Source organism: Bacillus sp. FDAARGOS_527 (assembly GCF_003812125.1).
In the GTDB taxonomy this organism is placed as follows: Bacteria; Bacillota; Bacilli; order Bacillales; family Bacillaceae_G; genus Bacillus_A; species Bacillus_A paranthracis.
The window spans coordinates 2,515,399-2,532,680 of the sequence record NZ_CP033795.1 but is presented as its reverse complement, the minus strand read 5'-3'; the positions used below and the strand labels follow the sequence as shown (position 1 = coordinate 2,532,680).

The following is a 17,282-nucleotide window of genomic DNA, read 5'->3' as shown; positions in this document are numbered from 1 at the left end:
GATGGCTGTGAAGTTTGATGATCAACGCCTACTAGGAGTACGATTAGGTTCTGTACTTGTAACAGAAGAAAATCAATATTTAGTAATAAAGAAAAAAGATCATTATGCACTTTTAAATATACATAATTTAGAATGCACACATGTTGAAGTGCAGCTAGAACATATTGAAGAAATGTTGCAGGAAGATTTCCAAGAAAGTATAACGGAGATTATTGCACCAGAACATATAAAAATTGTTGCGAAAAATGTAATATAGAGAATGAGAGAAAAAGAAAAAACTTCATCTTTTATCGATGAAGTTTTTTTAGTTAATTCGAAGTGAATGTTTTAAAAAATTTATCGCGGTACATGTACATTAGCCATGAGATTGTTAGTAAGGAAATAATACTTTGTTTGTTTTGAATTGGAGCATTGAAAACAAGCCAGCCAACGATATCAAATAATACATGTAGTGTAATTGAAAGAACTACAAATTGTAGTAACGTCTTAAAAAATCTTTTCATAAAGTGTCCCCCTGAAATAAAAGGTTTATCAATAGTGTTGTATATTACTATTATACATTAAATGTGTTTCGTGGTAAAATTTACATAAGTTAGTGAAATAAAACAAATGAAAGCTAGTGAGGAGGAATAGTCATGGAATTTTGGATGATCATACCGATAGCGATCTTTGGGTTTATTTATATCGTCGAAAAGTTAAATAAAATTGAAAAGAAAACGGATGCGCGTTTAAAGCGAATGGAAGATAGGTTACAGCTAATTACGAAAGAAATGGGAATTGTAGATAGAGAACCGGAAATTAATAAAGAGTTGCGGCAGCTTATGGAAGAAGGAAAAACAGTTACAGCAGTTAAGAGAGTAAGAGAAGCTTTTGGTTTTTCTTTACTAGAAGCGAAGCAATATGTTGATAAATTATAAGAAGATCATCCGTGTGGGTGATCTTTTTTCACTGCACCATGCGTGTATTTACATAAGCAGCGATTATAAAGTGTCCAATTATAATGATAGGAAATAAGATTTTTACATTAGGAGTAAGGAAGACGCTACCAATTGTGGTAATAACACCAGCAGTTAAATTATAAAGACCAACTATTTTTGATAACTTCACTTTATCAAGCACGCGGCGTTCATTGAATCCTGATAAGAGCCAAGTGTATTGTTTTACTCCGATGAAATAAGCTAGTGCAAATGAAATGATTGCTAGTATGAATAATGATGGGGAAGCGAAGAGAGTCATTGAGAACACCTCCGTTAAAGGGCTATAAATCAATTATAATATGAATGTTATAATTTAACAAAATATAAGTGTAATAGAAAATGGAGTATGTATCATGAAGGGGGATTAAGTATGAATATTGTGGAATTCCAGAGATATGTATCAAATTTCAGTGAAGAAAAAGGATTTCAAGATACAACAATTGAAGAGCGTACAATGTATACAATGGCGGAATTAGGGGAATTAGCGGAAGTTATATTAAAGCGCGATAAAATACAAGATGCAAAAAGAGAAATCGGTTTAGAAATGTTTGATGTCATTTGGAATATATGTGATTTAGCAAACAAGTTAGAAATTGATTTGGAGAAGGCATTTGAAGAAAAAATGATGATTAATAAAAAACGTGAATGGTAAAAGGGAAGTTAAAAAGCGTACAAAATTTTGTGCGCTTTTTATTAATGGTATGAAAAAAATATGTAAGAAAAGATGGAACAAACACTGAAGGTGAATTGTCTATTATAGGTAATAACTATTTCGTTTGAAAGAAAGGGTGGAGAAAATGAAAAATACATTATTAAAATTAGGGGTATGTGTTAGTTTACTAGGAATAACTCCATTTGTTAGTACAATTTCTTCTGTACAAGCAGAACGAACGGTAGAGCATAAAGTAATAAAAAATGAGACAGGAACTATTTCGATTTCTCAGTTAAACAAAAATGTATGGGTTCATACGGAGTTAGGTTATTTTAGCGGAGAAGCAGTTCCTTCGAACGGTTTAGTCCTTAATACTTCTAAAGGGTTAGTACTTGTCGATTCTTCTTGGGATGATAAGTTAACGAAGGAATTAATAGAGATGGTAGAAAAGAAATTTAAGAAGCGCGTAACAGATGTCATTATTACACATGCACACGCTGATCGAATTGGTGGAATGAAAACATTGAAAGAAAGGGGCATTAAAGCGCATAGTACAGCGTTAACTGCGGAATTAGCAAAGAAAAATGGATATGAAGAACCACTTGGAGACTTACAAAGCGTTACAAATTTGAAGTTTGGAAATATGAAAGTAGAAACATTTTATCCAGGGAAGGGACATACAGAAGATAATATTGTTGTTTGGTTGCCACAATATCAAATTTTAGCTGGAGGCTGTTTAGTTAAATCTGCGTCCTCGAAAGATTTAGGAAACGTTGCTGATGCGTATGTAAATGAATGGTCCACATCGATTGAAAATGTGCTGAAGCGATATGGAAATATAAATTTAGTAGTGCCTGGTCATGGAGAAGTAGGGGATAGAGGATTACTTTTACATACATTGGATTTGTTGAAATAAAAAAAGCGAGGAGAAACAATTTTCTCCTCGCTTTCTTCTAACTATATTTAAATGCGAAGTCCGCATACGTTACTGAGATTTTAATTCCAAGTATACAAATACCAGTACCGTCATAATTGCGATAACAACGTAAGTAGCATCAAGCATAATAAGTGTTTTTAAAGTTTCAGTCATCCTCATTCACCCCTGGTATAAAAAATATAACATAATCTCTTATCAATTAAATCAGAGATTATAAAGATAACAATGTACATGAAATTTATTAAGTAGATTCTATATAAATATATCATATAAATAATGTAAACAATGTTAAGGTAATGTAAATGTATTGTAAAGAAAGGGGCGGTTCATCATGTCTGTAAATCTATTCATTTATAAATGCTATGTATCTCTCGTGTGCCGGATAGAACACAGTTATAACATGTGAAAAATAAATTCATTTTGACAAATCAATCACGATGGTAGCTGTTACTACATTTTCCTCTAATACTTCTACCTGTACTTGTTCATCGTTTCTCCAATTGATATTAAAGTTATCTGTCGTATACATTTCCTTAAGAGTGACCTCTTTATATTTTTCTAAAATGCTACCTCTTTTCCCATAATAGATTCTTACAGTTGAACTGGGACTTGGTCCTTTTGATTTTATTGTTTCTCTAAGCTCGATAATATTTATTAAATTTGGAGATTCACTTTTTTGAAAGGTAAAGGAACTGACCATTTTTTGTACCTTCTTAAAAACAGGACCATTAGATTTATTTGATACATTAAATTCCACAACTTCAGGTACGGATTCTTTGCCTCGTAGTGTTATTGTTGCTTCATAATCGTTTTTCCAATCTACGAAAACGTTTGAGGAATCGAGGCGTTCTCCCTCATTTGCAATACTTATGTCAAAATGTTCCCATAAGCCGTATTTAATTCTGACAGGAGAGGAACCATGAGAAGAGTCTGAATCTATTTTCACTACTTTAATCGTATTTTTATTATTTGGAGAATGACTTTTTTCTAGTGTAATGTCCTGTAAATACAAAATGTAAGACAAACAGCCCACTACTAAAATAATCGAAATTACAATACGTAAGGCAGTAATTGGACGGATTCTTTTCCTTTTTTTCTTAGTGCTTTTACTATCTTGTTCAAGTTCTTTTTCAATACTCGTTTGAACTGTTACTTTTGGCGGGCAAATAAACCACCAAACGAAAGCTATAAGTAGTAAGAAAAGAGGTATTCCTTGAATAAAGAAAAATCCTTTCCAAAAATCAAGTGCAGTACTATATGGAGAATCTGTTGCCATCCCCCCTATAAAAAGTGCCACTGGACTTGCAAGTATATTTATCCCTAAACCGATCAATACGAATGAAAGATTTTTATTCCTAATTTTTCGTGCCCCAGCCATAATAAACAGAAATACTGCAATACCAAGTATAAGAAACAGTATTCCGTAATAAAACATCATATATACCATCATATTGTCCCTCCATAACTTTAATTGTACCATTAGTAAGGAAAAATTTGTGAAATGTTAGGTGGATAGGATATTTGTATTCCTTAAAAGTGTACCGATATATGATGCAAATAAATCATGTGCAAGTATGAATGCCAGGATATAGTAAAAATATTATGTCAACAATATGAACTGTCACAAATCTTTATATATTATTGTGATTGATATCACATCACTTTTTTTCAATGGATATTATGCTTAGGGTGTAATGAATGATTGGGAGAGGGTGGGATGATATGTTTTGTTATCAATGTGAGCAAACCCCAACAGGCGGATGTAAAGTAATGGGTGTTTGTGGCAAGAATGAAACGATTGCGAGTTTACAAGATACGATTGTTTTTGGGTTAAAAGGAATTGCGGCTTATCGTACGCATGCTGCTCAGCTAGGGTATACGGATGCTTTTGTAGATGCTACGACGCAAGAAGCACTGTACATGACATTAACAAATTCTAATTTTAATGAACAAGAACATATTGATATGGCTATGAAAGTTGGGAAATCAGCTTTACGAGTAATGGAGTTGTTAGATGAGGCACATACGAATCACTTTGGTGTGCCAGAGCCTGTTCAAATTACACAAAACCATGTAGAGGGTAAAGCTATTGTAGTTACAGGCCATAATTTATTTGCATTAGAAGAACTATTAAAGCAAACGGAAGGAAAAGGAATTAATATTTATACGCATTCTGAAATGCTACCAGCGCACGGTTATCCGCAGCTGAAAAAATATAAGCATTTAAAAGGGAACATTGGTAAGGCATGGTATGATCAAAGACGTCTTTTCGAAAAATTTACAGGCGCCATATTAGCGACAACGAATTGTGTTATGCCAATTAAAGGATCATACTCTGATCGATTCTTTTCGTATGATATTGCAGGTTTAGAGGGCGTAGAAAAAATTGAAAATGATGATTTTGCACCATTGATTCAAAAAGCGCTAGAACTTCCAGAAGTACATATGGAATCGGATGAACAGTTAGTAACAGGGTTCCATCATCATACAGTATTATCATTAGCCCCAGAAATTATTGAGGCAGTACAAGAAGGAAAGATTAAGCGTTTCTTTGTTATTGCAGGTTGTGATGCTCCAGGAAAAGGCGGAGAATATTATCGTGAATTAGCAACGTCACTTCCGCCTGAAACAGTGATTTTAACGACTTCTTGCGGAAAGTTCCGCTTCAATGATGTGGATTACGGCGTTGTACCTGGTACTGAGATTCCGCGCTACATCGACTTAGGACAATGTAATAATTCCATTTCTACAGTGAAAATAGCGGCTGCTTTAGCTGATGCTTTCCAATGCGAAGTGAATGAATTGCCAGTAAGCATTGTCTTATCTTGGTTTGAACAAAAAGCGGTTGCTATTTTGCTTGGGCTATTTAGTCTTGGAATTCAAGATATTCGCATCGGTCCAAAGGCACCTGAATTTATTTCAGCTGGCGTGCTCGATGTATTACAAGAAACATTCGGTTTGAAATTAATTACAACTGCAGCAGAAGATATGGATATGATGTTATCGTAACAAGAGGATGATTGGTCTTATTCAGAAGAAGAGCTAGCTTATAGCGCCCCAAAACAATAATATAGAATTATTGTTTTGGGGTATTTTCTTTTCTTAGCGGGGTGGGTAGTAGTTGATTTTAGAAAAATATAAAAATCGAGTTGACATTTACAACTACTCAGTCATACAATGTAGTTGTAATAGGTGATACTGAGTAGTGTTGTTTCTTAAAAAACTTTTCACTAAATAATAGGTAATAGCGGATTTTAGAAGAAATTTGAAAATCAGTTGACATGTACCGCTACTTAGTCATACAATGTAGTTGTAATAAGTAATACTGAATAGTGTAGTTTTACTCAAAAGCTATTCAGTAAAAATTCGCCTTAGTACTCTGTAATACTGAATATAAGTCAGACAGAATAGGGGGTAAAGGAGGATCAGAACATGGAAAATTTAACTGAAATGTTGAAAGGTTCACTGGAAGGGTGTGTGCTGGAAATCATTAGTCGCCGTGAAACGTATGGTTATGAGATTACTCGCCACCTGAATGATCTTGGGTTTACAGAAGTCGTGGAAGGAACAGTCTATACTATCCTCGTACGATTAGAGAAGAAAAAGCTTGTGAATATTGAAAAGAAACCATCAGATATGGGACCGCCTCGTAAGTTTTATTCATTAAATGAAGCTGGACGTCAGGAACTTGAATTGTTTTGGAAAAAATGGGATTTTGTATCGTCAAAAATTAACGTCTTGAAGTCAAACTAGCCTCATAATATAAAATGTTTCGGCTCATATTTGGAGAGTTTCTGGTTCTGCTTTATAAAAAAAGGAGGAAAATAAGATGTTGGAAATATTCAAAAAATTAATTGGTGATAAAAAAGAGTACAGAATGATGATGGCACGTGTTGCAGCACTGCCAGAGGACTATCAGTTTGTGTTTAAGAAAATACAAAACTACATGTGGAATTTTTCGACCGGAAACGGGATGGATATGCTGCACATTCAGTACGAATTAATCGATTTGTTTGAAGCTGGTGCAGCGGAAGGCAGACAAGTGCTAGATATTACTGGGGAAGATGTGGCATCTTTTGCTGACGAACTAGTGGCAAACGCTAAAACGTATGTTTCTAAGTATCGTGAAGATTTGAATGAAAGTATTATGAAGAAATTGAGAAAAAAATAAATGCAACAAGTAATACCGACTGATTAGCTGGTCATAAATGTGAATTAACGCCATCGCTATTCAGTTATATTTTTAAACCACTACTAAGTAATACAGATTATCAGTGGTACTAAATAGAGGGTGCAGGTAATTTAATTTTATAAGGGGGAAAAAGTATGAGTAATGCAGCGATTTCTGTAAAAGGGTTAAAAAAAGCTTTTAGAGATAAAGAAGTCTTAAAGGGAGTGGATTTTGAGGTGCAGCGTGGAGAAATTTTCGCGCTGCTAGGCTCAAATGGAGCGGGAAAGACGACAACGATTAACATCCTTTCGACGCTACTGAAACAAGATAGCGGTGAAGGAAGTATTTGCGGATTTGATATTAAGCGCCAACCAGATCATGTTCGTCAAAGTATCAGTTTGACAGGACAATTTGCAGCTTTAGACGGCATGCTTACCGGGAGGGAAAACTTAATCATGATTGCCAAGTTACGTGGTGTTTCCAATCCTGCTCAAGTGGCTGACGATTTGCTTGATAGATTTAGCCTGACAGATGCGGCCAATCAAAGGGCAGATCAGTATTCAGGCGGGATGAAGCGCCGGCTTGATATCGCGATGAGTTTGATCGGGGCGCCAGCAGTTATTTTTCTTGACGAACCAACGACTGGGCTTGATCCTGAAGCGCGCATTGAAGTGTGGGATACAGTTAAAGAGCTTGCTGGTGGAGGAACAACTATCTTACTAACAACCCAGTATTTAGAGGAAGCAGAACAATTAGCTGACCGTATCGCTATTTTACATGGTGGAAAAATTATTACGACAGGTACTCTTACTGAACTGAAAGAGATGTTCCCGCCAGCAAAAGTGGAGTATATCGAGAAGCAGCCTACATTGGAAGAAATATTCCTTGCGATCATTGGCAAAAAGGAGGAGATGTAAATGAAAAGCAAAACAGGGGTATTACTTGGGCGCTTAATGCGCAATATTATGCGTAGTCCAGATACAATTATTACGGTAGCGATTACACCGATTATGATGATGCTATTGTTTGTATACGTATTTGGTGGGGCTATACAAACAGGAACAGATAACTACGTCAATTATTTATTGCCAGGAATTTTGCTAATGGCTATCGCATCTGGTGTCGCTTACACTTCTGTACGATTATTTACGGATGTAAAGAGTGGGCTTATGGCACGTTTCATTACGATGCCTATTAAGCGCTCATCGATATTGTGGGCTCACGTTTTAACCTCTCTTGTTGCGAATGTACTTACTATCTTAGTTGTTATTCTTGTTGCGCTCTTAATGGGTTTCCGTTCCAGTGCGAATATTCTAGATTGGCTTGGAGTAGCTGGGATACTAGGGATGTTTACGTTAGCGCTAACATGGTTGGCTATCATTCCAGGGCTGAAAGCGAAGTCTATGGAAGGGGCGACAGCATATTCGTACCCACTCGTTTTTCTTCCATTTATTAGTTCGGCCTTCGTACCTACCGAAACGATGCCGAAAATTGTTCGTGCATTTGCTGAAAACCAGCCTGTAACTTCAATCGTGAATGCGATTCGTGCTCTTTTATATGAAGGATCTGTTGGAAGCGATATTTGGATTGCGCTCGCTTGGTGCGTAGGGATCATGATCATCTCTTACTTTTTCGCTAGTAAAGCATTTAAACGTCAGTTAGGGTAAGTGAAATAAATCGTCCGAAATAATATATATCTTTGAAACAGCACGGAAAGATTTTCCGTGCTTTTATTATTTGTTGTGCTCTCGCTGTAGTAAATAAAATGATATTAAAAAAGGATATCTACCCAGTGACAATGGCTCACTGCTTATGGAGTGTAAAAGCACAATTGCTTTTGTAAATTCTCTAGTATTTCTTCAGGCATTTCCCTAATTGTAATATCTTTCCCTAGGAAAAGTAGCCAATTTACTATTTCCGTTACTTCATCCGAATTGTTAACATTGATAAATGTTTTTAAAATGGCTGTGGATTGGTAAGGATTTGTATAAGATATTGAAATTTTGAAAGGGTGGTATTTTTTGAATTGGGCAATTGCTTTTGAACCAAGTTCAAGTATAAGGTTAATCACTTCATCCTTCTTACTTAGTTTTTCTAAAATCTTTTTCTTATTTAGCTTTTTTTTCGTCGTGTATGGTTCGATATGGATGAGATGATCGACAGGAAACATTCTCTTCTTTTCTTCTTTTAAGTCAAAACCTTCAATGATCCATTGACTTTTTTCTTGATACAGGTGTAATAGATAAATGGAATAAGACTTGATTTCTTTCTCTTCTTTAATGGAAATCAATAAATGTCTATCCAAAAGAAGGATTTGGATGAGTTTTTCTAACATAGGGTGAGGGAGGTCAGAAAGCTCAAGTAGATCAGGGTTATATGGGTTAGTCCCTTCAAACAGCAAGAGTTGATTTAAAAGAACGATATCATCTTGCTGGGTTTCTGAGATGAGTCCTAACAGTTTTTCGGCTAAAGATTGACGACTTTTTAAATAGGGAAGTTGTTGATTTCTTGTAGCCATAAAGGCAATAAAAAGAGCTTTCACTTCGTTATCAGTAAAGCGAACAACGGGCAGGATAGAGTTATGCATAACAAAATATCCCCCAGTCCTCCCAACTTCAGCAACAAGTGGCATGCCCATAGCTTCTATTTCTCTAATGTCCCTAATAGCTGTCGATCGAGAGATGTTAAATTCTCGTATGATTTCTGAAATTGTAAAGTGGGAGCGATTGTTGATATACCGCATAATTGTATTAATCCGTTCAACTTTTTTCATTTGGTTCTCCTAAACAGTATCATTTTTTGACATGATTTAAAGTTATTATAAACTCATCAGATGAAAAGATAAATCATTTGATTCATTTTAAAAGAAGGAAGGTTTTGAATATGAAAAATTATACGATTGAAGAAAAAGATAGCTTTATTGTGTTAGGTATTGGAACTGAAATTAAGAGTGAATATACAGATTTTGTTGGAATAAAAAAAGAAAAGGAAGACTTTTGGTCGGCTGTTAAAGAAGATGGAAGGTTGGATACTTTAAAAGCTCTAGCTACAAATGATTACATTTTTTCTGTGAGCGAAGCGGTGAATAACAAGATGATGTATTATGCGGGCGTCATGACAGAAGCACAAATAGAAGAAGAATCTAGAGTGATTCAGTTTCCTAAGGGAGAATACTTAGTAGTAAAAGGGGAAGACAAAACAGCTGAAGAGCTAAGTAATAAGCTTACTGGTATCGCCTTCGGTCAGGCTTTACGAGAAGCAACAGATTTTGCTTATGTTGGTGGACCAAATACGACGGTTGAGATGGGGAAAAGAAACGGTTTAGTGTTTGGTGAAATGTGGATTCCGGTTGTTAGGAAGTAAATAGTTAAAAGGAGAGATGAAATTGTCCTGTATCGTTGATTTTAAAAATGTAACTACAGTTGGTTTAGAGTCTTCACCTATAGTAGAAGCGCTAGCTGGTTTACGTGCTCATGAAGCCCGTTACTTTATGAATAAATACAAGCATGAATTTATAGTTGTACCAGCTAGTGCAAGCCAGAAGACTCTTGATTATGTGAACCGCATTTTGAAGGAAGAACGTGATATTGAATTTGCGGCGAAACCTTTAGAAACATCGTATTTTCAAGTGGAAAATATTAAGTTTGCATACGTCTTTTATGAAGATGGTCTTGTGATTAACGTCATGTATACATTGGATAACCCGAAGAAGAGGGCTGTTGGATTTAAGCTTTCTGATGGAATGGAGGTACCAACAGAATTGGCAGAGAAATTTAAGTTTGCTAGGCAGAAGTCTAAATTAGCTGGAACAATTCGGGGTTCGTTTTTTGTAATTAAAAGAGAATATAGTGTAAGTTGAAGAATCCAGTCGTTTGTAGTATTTTAAAATGCACGATTATGGAATATGGAGGCTAACAATCTTGAATTGTTGGCCTTTTTGACGTGAGTATAATATTCATATACTACTACACATTATGTTCTGATAAACTGGAATGAAAGGTAATTATTGTAAGGTGGTGGCGGAGTGAATAAAAAAAGATTATTTGAGCTATCCATAGTAACATTTGTTTTTCTTTTCCTCCATGTAAGCACATTTACTAATGAAAAATTTAACGATAAATTGGGATCCTTTACTTTCATTGTGCTATTTCTTATGCTTTCTACTTATACCGCATTTATAGAAAAGTATTTTCATGATATACAAAAGTGGATTCGAAATATCACATTTTGTTTTGCTTTGTTAGTAGTAGTTTTAGTAGCTTTATGGATAGGTTACTTTTAGAACTTTACTTCTGGGAAAGTTCATTTAGTGCCCAATATTTTGTCCATCTATAGGGAAAAGGAGATAGGTAATGCTTTAAATGGAGAAACCAAAGTGGATATTTTTTAAAGTAAAAAGAAGAGGTATGTGAAAAAGAGATTGGTAGTATGTATAATATACAACGTCAAAAAAACTAATACCCTTCTCATAAACAGTAAATACTTTTTATGGGAAGGGTATTCAATTTAAGTCTATAAAAAGGAAATGCAAGTTCTCACTTATTTAGAATAAGAGAAAAGATGATGTTTTATTTGTTCAATAAAATAATGATGGTGTATATTATCGTTAGATACACGACTTGCCATAATAGCGCCCTCCATTGAAGAGGCAAGGAAAGAAGCGAGCGAAATAATGTTTATCTCTTCTTTAAGTTCTTGTTTCTCTATTCCTTCTTTTATGAGAGAAGCCATTAACATTACTGTATCATCATAGCCTTTTGCTGCTGCTTTTTGTAATTCTGGAAATACTCCAGTACTTTCAATTGCGCTATTAAGCAATGGACAGCCTCCAGCGATAGGGGGGTTATTAGCTGCATCTTGATATACAAGGAAAATTGCAAGGATTTTATCGATTGCTGTCTTTTTATTTTCCATTGCTTTATGAAAATGACTCCACATAATCTCACCACTTTTGTCGTAGGCAGCAAGAACAATTTCTTCTTTATTTTTGAATCTACGATAAATAGATCCTTTCGGTAGTTCAGTGGCTGTCATTATATCCTGAATGGATGTGCGAGTTATCCCATTAGTATTAAATAAATATAAAGATGTTTCAATAATCTTTTCTTTTACTGTATCAACTTTAGTCATGCTTTATAGTCCTCCTAATAAAAACGAGCTTAATATTCCAGGTAATGTTTACCCTCTATTTCCTTGATTTTTTTGTAAGTAGAAATAAGTTTGGAACAAAAAATATCTTATCAATTCCTATCTGATGGAAACCTCAAACTGTATTATCCATACTATTCGAATGAATTTTCTGTCAAAAACAATATGACCAGTTGGTTAATTCAGTCATATCATGCAACTAATTTTACCGTATCGACATATGAGTATTATATATAATTTTAATTAATATGTTTAGCTAAAATGTTTGAACTACTCTCATTTTCACTTCGTTTAATTAGGAGATCTTGCGGTTAAAAGCCGTATCACTTCATACTATAAAAGATTAATTGTTAATAATGAATGAGTACTGGAATTTGATTGTAAATAAGAAGCTGAAATATAAATTTATTGCTTTGTACCGTTTTGATTTTGTAAATAATTTATAAAGGGGGTTTAAAAAACTAGAAACTTATAGTATCATTAGTTTTCGGACCGAACCGTCCGGTTTGGGATTTATATAAGTATATTTAGAAGGAGAACGTTATGCAGAAAGAAAAATCAAAGATTCTAAGTAATTTCATTATGGAGGTAATAAAGTGAGCTTTATAAAAACGAATACAAAAGAACTTATTATGCTAATAGTTTATATACTGTTTGCACTACTTCAAATTGGCTTGTTCATATTATTTGGCATATCCCTTTTAACTAACAGCAACTTAGTTGAATCAGAATTTGCTCTTAGTGCCATCGGTGTGACTGTACCTGCTATTGTAGGAATCATTTTCTTTAGGAAAGAAATTATTGAAAGTTTTACTTATTTTAAAGAGAAAACAATTTTGAAAATAGTAAGCATTCCTATGGTAGTTTTACTTATGATAATTGTGGAAAATTCTATTATGCATTTTCTAAATACAGGTCAGCCAGAGAACCAAGAACAGATCCTTACAAATGGCGCAGAGATGCCTATTATATTCACATTACTTGTATTTGGGATTATAGGACCAATAATTGAAGAAATTATATTTCGTCATATATTAGTAAATCGTTTTTCGGAATATGTTGGTACTGCTATTGCATCCATCGTTTCGATTATAATTTTTACACTTCTTCACACGAACCAACTTTCGGATATTGCTATTTATTTACCTGGCACGGTGATGCTTACTGCAGCGTATCTTATTTCTAATAGATCCCTTGCATATGTTATAGCGATACATATGTTAAACAATTTTATTCCTTTTATTTAATTGCATATGTCATAGAGAGACACATGCAGTTGAATATTATAAAAAATTAGGAGGGTGTCAAACATGATTGTAACAACAACGTCTGGAATTCAAGGTAAAGAAATTATTGACTATATTGATATTGTAAATGGTGAAGCTATTATGGGGGCCAACATTGTACGCGATTTATTCGCTTCTGTTCGTGATGTTGTCGGTGGTCGTGCTGGTTCTTATGAAAGTAAGCTAAAAGAAGCTCGTGATATCGCAATGGACGAAATGAAAGAACTTGCAAAACAAAAAGGTGCGAACGCTATCGTTGGTATTGACGTAGATTACGAAGTTGTTCGTGATGGAATGTTAATGGTTGCTGTAAGTGGTACAGCTGTACGTATATAAGTAAATAAAAAAACGGATTCCCTCCTTGGAATTTATACTTTCAGGAGGGATCCTGGTTCTGTTGCAGATTTTAAGACTAAAAACAGAAGTTGATAAATCATTGTACGTCAAAAAACCACAGTTTGGGTGTAAACTGTGGTTTTTTATATAGAGGCCCCAACACGTCCCTATTAAGCTAAGCTTATGCAACGTCAATTTTTGTTAGCTTAATAGTAGCCCTATTACAATTAAAACAATATGTCTATATTGTTTTAAGTACTTTTTTATAATAAAACTTAATCAATTTTAATATATGTTATGTATAACATATATTTATCTAAAATAAGGGGGAATATTATGACTGAAATAAACGAATCTTCAGGAAGCGATTTACAAAAAGATGTGAAGTTTTCTATTATAATCCCTGCACATAATGAAGAAAAGTACATTAGAAAATGTTTGGATTCAATTGCAAAAGCATCAGTGGCATATAAAGAGCAAACGGAAGTTATAGTTGTTTTAAATCGTTGCACAGATAAAACAGAGGAAATAGCAAAATCTTATGATTGTATTACATTAAAAAATGAAGATAAAAACTTATCTAAAATCCGAAATGCAGGGGCAGAAATAGCTAGTGGAGAAATAATCGTTACTATAGATGCTGATACGATAATGACAGAGTCTTTGTTATCTAATGTAGATAAATATTTATCTTCAGGTAAATATATTGGTGGTGGGGTGAATGGGAAGTTCGAAAGAATGTCTTTTGGAATATTCTTTTCTGCAATTCTAATTATAATTCCCTTACTTTTTAAGTACGGAGCTATATCTGTGGGGATTTTTTGGTGTTATAGAAAAGATTTTATGGCAATTAACGGATTTAATGAAAACATGCTTATGGCAGAGGATGCAGATTTCGCGAAACGCTTAAAAGAATGGGGAAAACGAAATAATAAGAAATTTGGTACCATTAAAAATGGCATGATAACTTCATGCAGAAGATTTGATACATATGGAGACTGGGCTTTACTTAAAAATCCAAAAGTAATATTAGCTTATCTAAAAGGAAATGATCAAAAATATGCAGATAAGACATATTATGATAATCAAGAAAGATAACGATGGAGAAAAGCGGCAGGAAATAGGGAGAACAGCAGATTTTTTTATACATAATGAGAGCCTAACTTAATTTAATAGATATGATAAGAAAACCATCAATTTGATTAGTCCTTTTTCAAATCAATGGTTTTTATTTTTGAAATAAATATGTATTTTTTATAAAAAATATTTTTTGACCCCCATAAAACTTTGTATTCCTCCGAATATGTATAGTGAAGAAAATAGATAGAAGAAAATTGATTATGAAAGAATATTGACGTGTTAATAAAATTACTAGATTAAGTGGGGCATCCGAAATAAAAGGGTGAAATTACCAATGATATAGAGAAGAGTTATGCAAGGATTGCAGATAAAATAGAAACAGAGCAAGCAAAACAAGCGGAAGAAAATAAGAAAGTAGAGTGAAATGTAAGCCTAACTGTAAGAACGATAGAAAAGTTGGCTTTGAAAAATATGAACAACAAGAAGACAAGCCTAAAGAAACTGTGGTTGAATGGTCACTTGTTTAGTGACCATTTTTCTATTTCAAGCAGAAGGAGGGAGAGAGATTACCCGTGTTGAGTTTAGTAATGAAGATCTTAAGAAAACCGAAAATAGAAGATATCGTATGTAACATACAAAATAATGAAGAAGATAAAGAAGCTTTTATCGTACAGTATCAGCCGTTTATTAGAAAATCAATCTCGTCTGTCTGCCGCCGATATATTACAGAACAGGATGATGAATATAGTATTGGATTGTTTGCGTTTAACGAAGCAATTGAACAGTATTCATATAAAAAAGGGAAATCTTTTCTAGCGTTTGCTGATCTTCTTATAAAAAGAGATGTAATTGACTATATACGCAAGGAGTCTAAGCATAACTTTGTCTTTTTAAAAGAAGATGAGCAAGAGGAAATGTTAGAAATGCAAGTATCGCTTACCGAGTATATGAAGGAAATAGAAAATGGTAACCGTAAGGAAGAAATTCTCCATTTTCAAAGTGTGTTAGCTGAGTTTAAAATCACATTTTCAGAGCTTGCTAAAGAATCTCCTAAGCATCGTGATACGCGTGAACACTTAATAGAAATTGTAAAGATGATTATAAAAGAAGAGGAAATGATGGAGGAGCTGTTCCGGAAGAAAAAGTTACCGCTTAAACATATTGAACCGCGTGTTAGGGTAAGTCGTAAAACGTTGGAACGGCATAGAAAATATATCATTGCAATGTGTATTATCTTCGCAAACAACTATACATACATTCTTGATTATATAAGGGGAGGGAAGCATGATGAATAAAGGAATTGTGATGGATATAAAAAAACATAGCGTAGTTGTTTTAACGCCAAATGGAGAGTTTATTACGTGTAAAAGAAAAGGGGATTCTTGCATGATTGGAGAGGAAATTTCATTTGATGAGCAAGAACAAAAAGCATCGCGTTTTTCAATCCCTTATTTCTTAAAGCCGGCATCATTACTTGTTGCTTGTTTTCTATGTGCGCTGTTATTTTTTTACAACCAACCGGAAGAAAAAGTATTCGCTTACGTCTCAGTTGATATAAATCCAAGTTTAGAAGTGAGCGTAACGAAGGATCTTCGCGTTATAGATTTACAAGCTTGTAATGATGATGGAAGGCGTATTTTAAAAGAATTGAAGCAATGGGAAAATAAACAATTGCAAGAAGTAATACGTGCAATTATAAAGCAGAGTCAAGAGGATAAGTATTTAACGAATGATAAGCAAGTTATGCTAACCGCTATTGCAAAGGATAAGTTGCTAGAACCGAAGTTGGAAAAGGTAATGAAAGAATTAAAGAAAGAATATGAGCTAAAACATATTACAGTCGAATATCAAAGTAGCACGATGCAAGTACGAGAGAATGCTAGAAAAGCTGGAATTGGTACAGGTGTCTATATAATGCAAGAGAATGAGAAGAACAAATCGGTTACGCCGCCTGCCACGCCGTCTAATCAGGTGGAAAACGAAGAAGAGGTGCAATCACAGCCGGAGTCATCTCCTGATGTAGCGCCAGATTTGTCTTCTGTAAAAGACAAAAAATATGAGAAGCCAGAGCATAAAGAACAAAAGAAAATAGAGGAACAGCCAACGAAGCAAATAAAAGAAAACAATAGTAGAGGATCTCAGCAAGAAAATAGAGGGAATCAGCAGGAGAATAACGGTAGGGAATCCCAACAAGGAAATAATGGGAATCAGCAAGGAAACGACGGTCGAGAATCCCAACAAGGGAATAATGGAAATCAGCAAGGAAACAACGGAAGAGGATCGCAAGGGAATAATGGGCACCAGCAAGAGAACAATGGAAGAGGATCGCAAGGGAATAATGGGAATCAGCAAGGAAATAACGGGAGAGGGTCCCAAGGAAATAATGGGAATCAGCAAGGAAACAACGGAAGAGTACCCCAAGGAAATAATGGGAATCAACAAGGTGATAATGGTAGGGGATCTCAACAAGGAAATAATGGGAACCAGCAAGGTGACAATGGAAGAGGATCCCAAAAAGAAAATGTTGGAAACGAGCAAGGAAACAATGGTAGGGGATCTCAACAAGAGAATAGAGGCCACCAGCAAGGGAATGAAAAGAAGAATCAATAGAAATATAGAAGTGGGAGATTCATTTTAAAGTGAAAAGGAGTTATCTCACTATTGCGGGCAGTAAAACTCCCATCTCAAAATTTGG

22 protein-coding genes are annotated in these 17,282 nt (G+C 34.5%); 17 read left to right on the top strand and 5 right to left on the bottom strand.

The genetic code is table 11. The features are described from left to right. Positions 1-7: 7 nt before the first annotated feature. Positions 8-256, top strand: a complete 249-nt coding sequence (locus EGX95_RS15620; protein WP_000666946.1) for a hypothetical protein — start codon at positions 8-10, stop codon at positions 254-256. A gap of 52 nt (positions 257-308) precedes the next feature. Here EGX95_RS15620 and EGX95_RS15615 read toward each other — a convergent pair whose 3' ends face one another. Further along, complete coding sequence (locus tag EGX95_RS15615) at positions 309-503, bottom strand: hypothetical protein (protein WP_000819251.1); 195 nt, start codon at positions 501-503, stop codon at positions 309-311. Between the two features lie 132 nt (positions 504-635). Here EGX95_RS15615 and EGX95_RS15610 point away from each other — a divergent pair, with 132 nt between their 5' ends. Further along, positions 636-917 (top strand): hypothetical protein, encoded by a 282-nt coding sequence (locus EGX95_RS15610; protein ID WP_000397700.1) that lies wholly within the window; start codon positions 636-638, stop codon positions 915-917. Positions 918-945: 28 nt separating this feature from the next. Here the strand turns inward: EGX95_RS15610 and EGX95_RS15605 are convergent, their stop codons facing one another. Continuing rightward, the gene (locus EGX95_RS15605; protein WP_000171753.1) at positions 946-1,236 is read right to left on the bottom strand and encodes a DUF3784 domain-containing protein; all 291 of its coding nucleotides are present in this window, start codon (positions 1,234-1,236) and stop codon (positions 946-948) included. Positions 1,237-1,347: 111 nt separating this feature from the next. Here EGX95_RS15605 and EGX95_RS15600 point away from each other — a divergent pair, with 111 nt between their 5' ends. Together EGX95_RS15600 and bla2 are read left to right on the top strand one after the other, a co-directional pair. Then, on the top strand, positions 1,348-1,629 hold the full coding sequence (locus EGX95_RS15600) for a MazG nucleotide pyrophosphohydrolase domain-containing protein (RefSeq protein ID WP_001028126.1): 282 nt from the start codon (positions 1,348-1,350) through the stop codon (positions 1,627-1,629). A 145-nt stretch (positions 1,630-1,774) separates the two neighbouring features. After that, positions 1,775-2,545 carry a BcII family subclass B1 metallo-beta-lactamase gene (bla2, locus tag EGX95_RS15595; protein WP_000799232.1) on the top strand — a complete coding sequence of 257 codons (771 nt, stop codon included), beginning with the start codon at positions 1,775-1,777 and terminating at the stop codon, positions 2,543-2,545. A gap of 436 nt (positions 2,546-2,981) precedes the next feature. Here the strand turns inward: bla2 and EGX95_RS15590 are convergent, their stop codons facing one another. Beyond that, positions 2,982-4,013 carry a hypothetical protein gene (locus EGX95_RS15590; protein ID WP_033670286.1) on the bottom strand — a complete coding sequence of 344 codons (1,032 nt, stop codon included), beginning with the start codon at positions 4,011-4,013 and terminating at the stop codon, positions 2,982-2,984. A gap of 275 nt (positions 4,014-4,288) precedes the next feature. On the opposite strand from EGX95_RS15590, the gene hcp reads away from it, so the two are divergent. From hcp to EGX95_RS15565, 5 genes are all read left to right on the top strand, one after another. Then, positions 4,289-5,575: a hydroxylamine reductase gene (gene hcp / locus EGX95_RS15585; RefSeq protein WP_002080697.1), complete on the top strand. Its 1,287-nt coding sequence runs from the start codon at positions 4,289-4,291 to the stop codon at positions 5,573-5,575. A gap of 423 nt (positions 5,576-5,998) precedes the next feature. Beyond that, the gene (locus tag EGX95_RS15580) at positions 5,999-6,319 is read left to right on the top strand and encodes a PadR family transcriptional regulator (protein WP_000429483.1); all 321 of its coding nucleotides are present in this window, start codon (positions 5,999-6,001) and stop codon (positions 6,317-6,319) included. A 76-nt stretch (positions 6,320-6,395) separates the two neighbouring features. Beyond that, complete coding sequence (locus EGX95_RS15575) at positions 6,396-6,737, top strand: DUF1048 domain-containing protein (protein ID WP_000889650.1); 342 nt, start codon at positions 6,396-6,398, stop codon at positions 6,735-6,737. 155 nt (positions 6,738-6,892) lie between these two features. Next, the gene (locus EGX95_RS15570; protein WP_000063319.1) at positions 6,893-7,654 is read left to right on the top strand and encodes an ABC transporter ATP-binding protein; all 762 of its coding nucleotides are present in this window, start codon (positions 6,893-6,895) and stop codon (positions 7,652-7,654) included. Continuing rightward, a complete protein-coding gene (locus EGX95_RS15565) occupies positions 7,655-8,404 on the top strand; it encodes an ABC transporter permease (RefSeq protein WP_000837823.1) in 750 nt (249 codons plus the stop codon). Between the two features lie 143 nt (positions 8,405-8,547). Here EGX95_RS15565 and EGX95_RS15560 read toward each other — a convergent pair whose 3' ends face one another. After that, positions 8,548-9,510, bottom strand: coding sequence for a helix-turn-helix transcriptional regulator (locus tag EGX95_RS15560; RefSeq protein WP_000755049.1), 963 nt, complete (start codon positions 9,508-9,510; stop codon positions 8,548-8,550). Between the two features lie 110 nt (positions 9,511-9,620). Between EGX95_RS15560 and EGX95_RS15555 the strand changes: the two genes are divergently transcribed. The 3 genes from EGX95_RS15555 to EGX95_RS15545 all read left to right on the top strand — a co-directional run bounded on the left by EGX95_RS15555 (position 9,621) and on the right by EGX95_RS15545 (position 11,019). After that, complete coding sequence (locus tag EGX95_RS15555; protein WP_000801047.1) at positions 9,621-10,100, top strand: GyrI-like domain-containing protein; 480 nt, start codon at positions 9,621-9,623, stop codon at positions 10,098-10,100. Positions 10,101-10,116: 16 nt separating this feature from the next. Then, positions 10,117-10,596, top strand: a complete 480-nt coding sequence (locus tag EGX95_RS15550; RefSeq protein ID WP_001997902.1) for a hypothetical protein — start codon at positions 10,117-10,119, stop codon at positions 10,594-10,596. A 165-nt stretch (positions 10,597-10,761) separates the two neighbouring features. Beyond that, positions 10,762-11,019, top strand: coding sequence for a DUF3963 domain-containing protein (locus EGX95_RS15545; protein ID WP_001036219.1), 258 nt, complete (start codon positions 10,762-10,764; stop codon positions 11,017-11,019). Between the two features lie 257 nt (positions 11,020-11,276). Here EGX95_RS15545 and EGX95_RS15540 read toward each other — a convergent pair whose 3' ends face one another. Further along, positions 11,277-11,867, bottom strand: coding sequence for a TetR/AcrR family transcriptional regulator (locus EGX95_RS15540; RefSeq protein ID WP_000169674.1), 591 nt, complete (start codon positions 11,865-11,867; stop codon positions 11,277-11,279). A gap of 614 nt (positions 11,868-12,481) precedes the next feature. On the opposite strand from EGX95_RS15540, the gene EGX95_RS15535 reads away from it, so the two are divergent. The 5 genes from EGX95_RS15535 to rsgI all read left to right on the top strand — a co-directional run bounded on the left by EGX95_RS15535 (position 12,482) and on the right by rsgI (position 17,197). Continuing rightward, the gene (locus EGX95_RS15535; protein ID WP_000008258.1) at positions 12,482-13,132 is read left to right on the top strand and encodes a CPBP family glutamic-type intramembrane protease; all 651 of its coding nucleotides are present in this window, start codon (positions 12,482-12,484) and stop codon (positions 13,130-13,132) included. Between the two features lie 63 nt (positions 13,133-13,195). After that, complete coding sequence (locus EGX95_RS15530; RefSeq protein WP_000637502.1) at positions 13,196-13,507, top strand: YbjQ family protein; 312 nt, start codon at positions 13,196-13,198, stop codon at positions 13,505-13,507. Positions 13,508-13,843: 336 nt separating this feature from the next. Beyond that, positions 13,844-14,605 (top strand): glycosyltransferase family 2 protein, encoded by a 762-nt coding sequence (locus EGX95_RS15520; protein WP_000136100.1) that lies wholly within the window; start codon positions 13,844-13,846, stop codon positions 14,603-14,605. A 554-nt stretch (positions 14,606-15,159) separates the two neighbouring features. Further along, entirely contained in the window at positions 15,160-15,882 is a 723-nt protein-coding gene (sigI, locus tag EGX95_RS15515) for an RNA polymerase sigma factor SigI (protein ID WP_033689984.1), read from the top strand. Beyond that, positions 15,872-17,197 (top strand): anti-sigma-I factor RsgI, encoded by a 1,326-nt coding sequence (gene rsgI, locus EGX95_RS15510; RefSeq protein ID WP_080344778.1) that lies wholly within the window; start codon positions 15,872-15,874, stop codon positions 17,195-17,197. The genes sigI and rsgI overlap by 11 nt, the downstream gene beginning before the upstream one ends. Positions 17,198-17,282 lie beyond the last annotated feature (85 nt).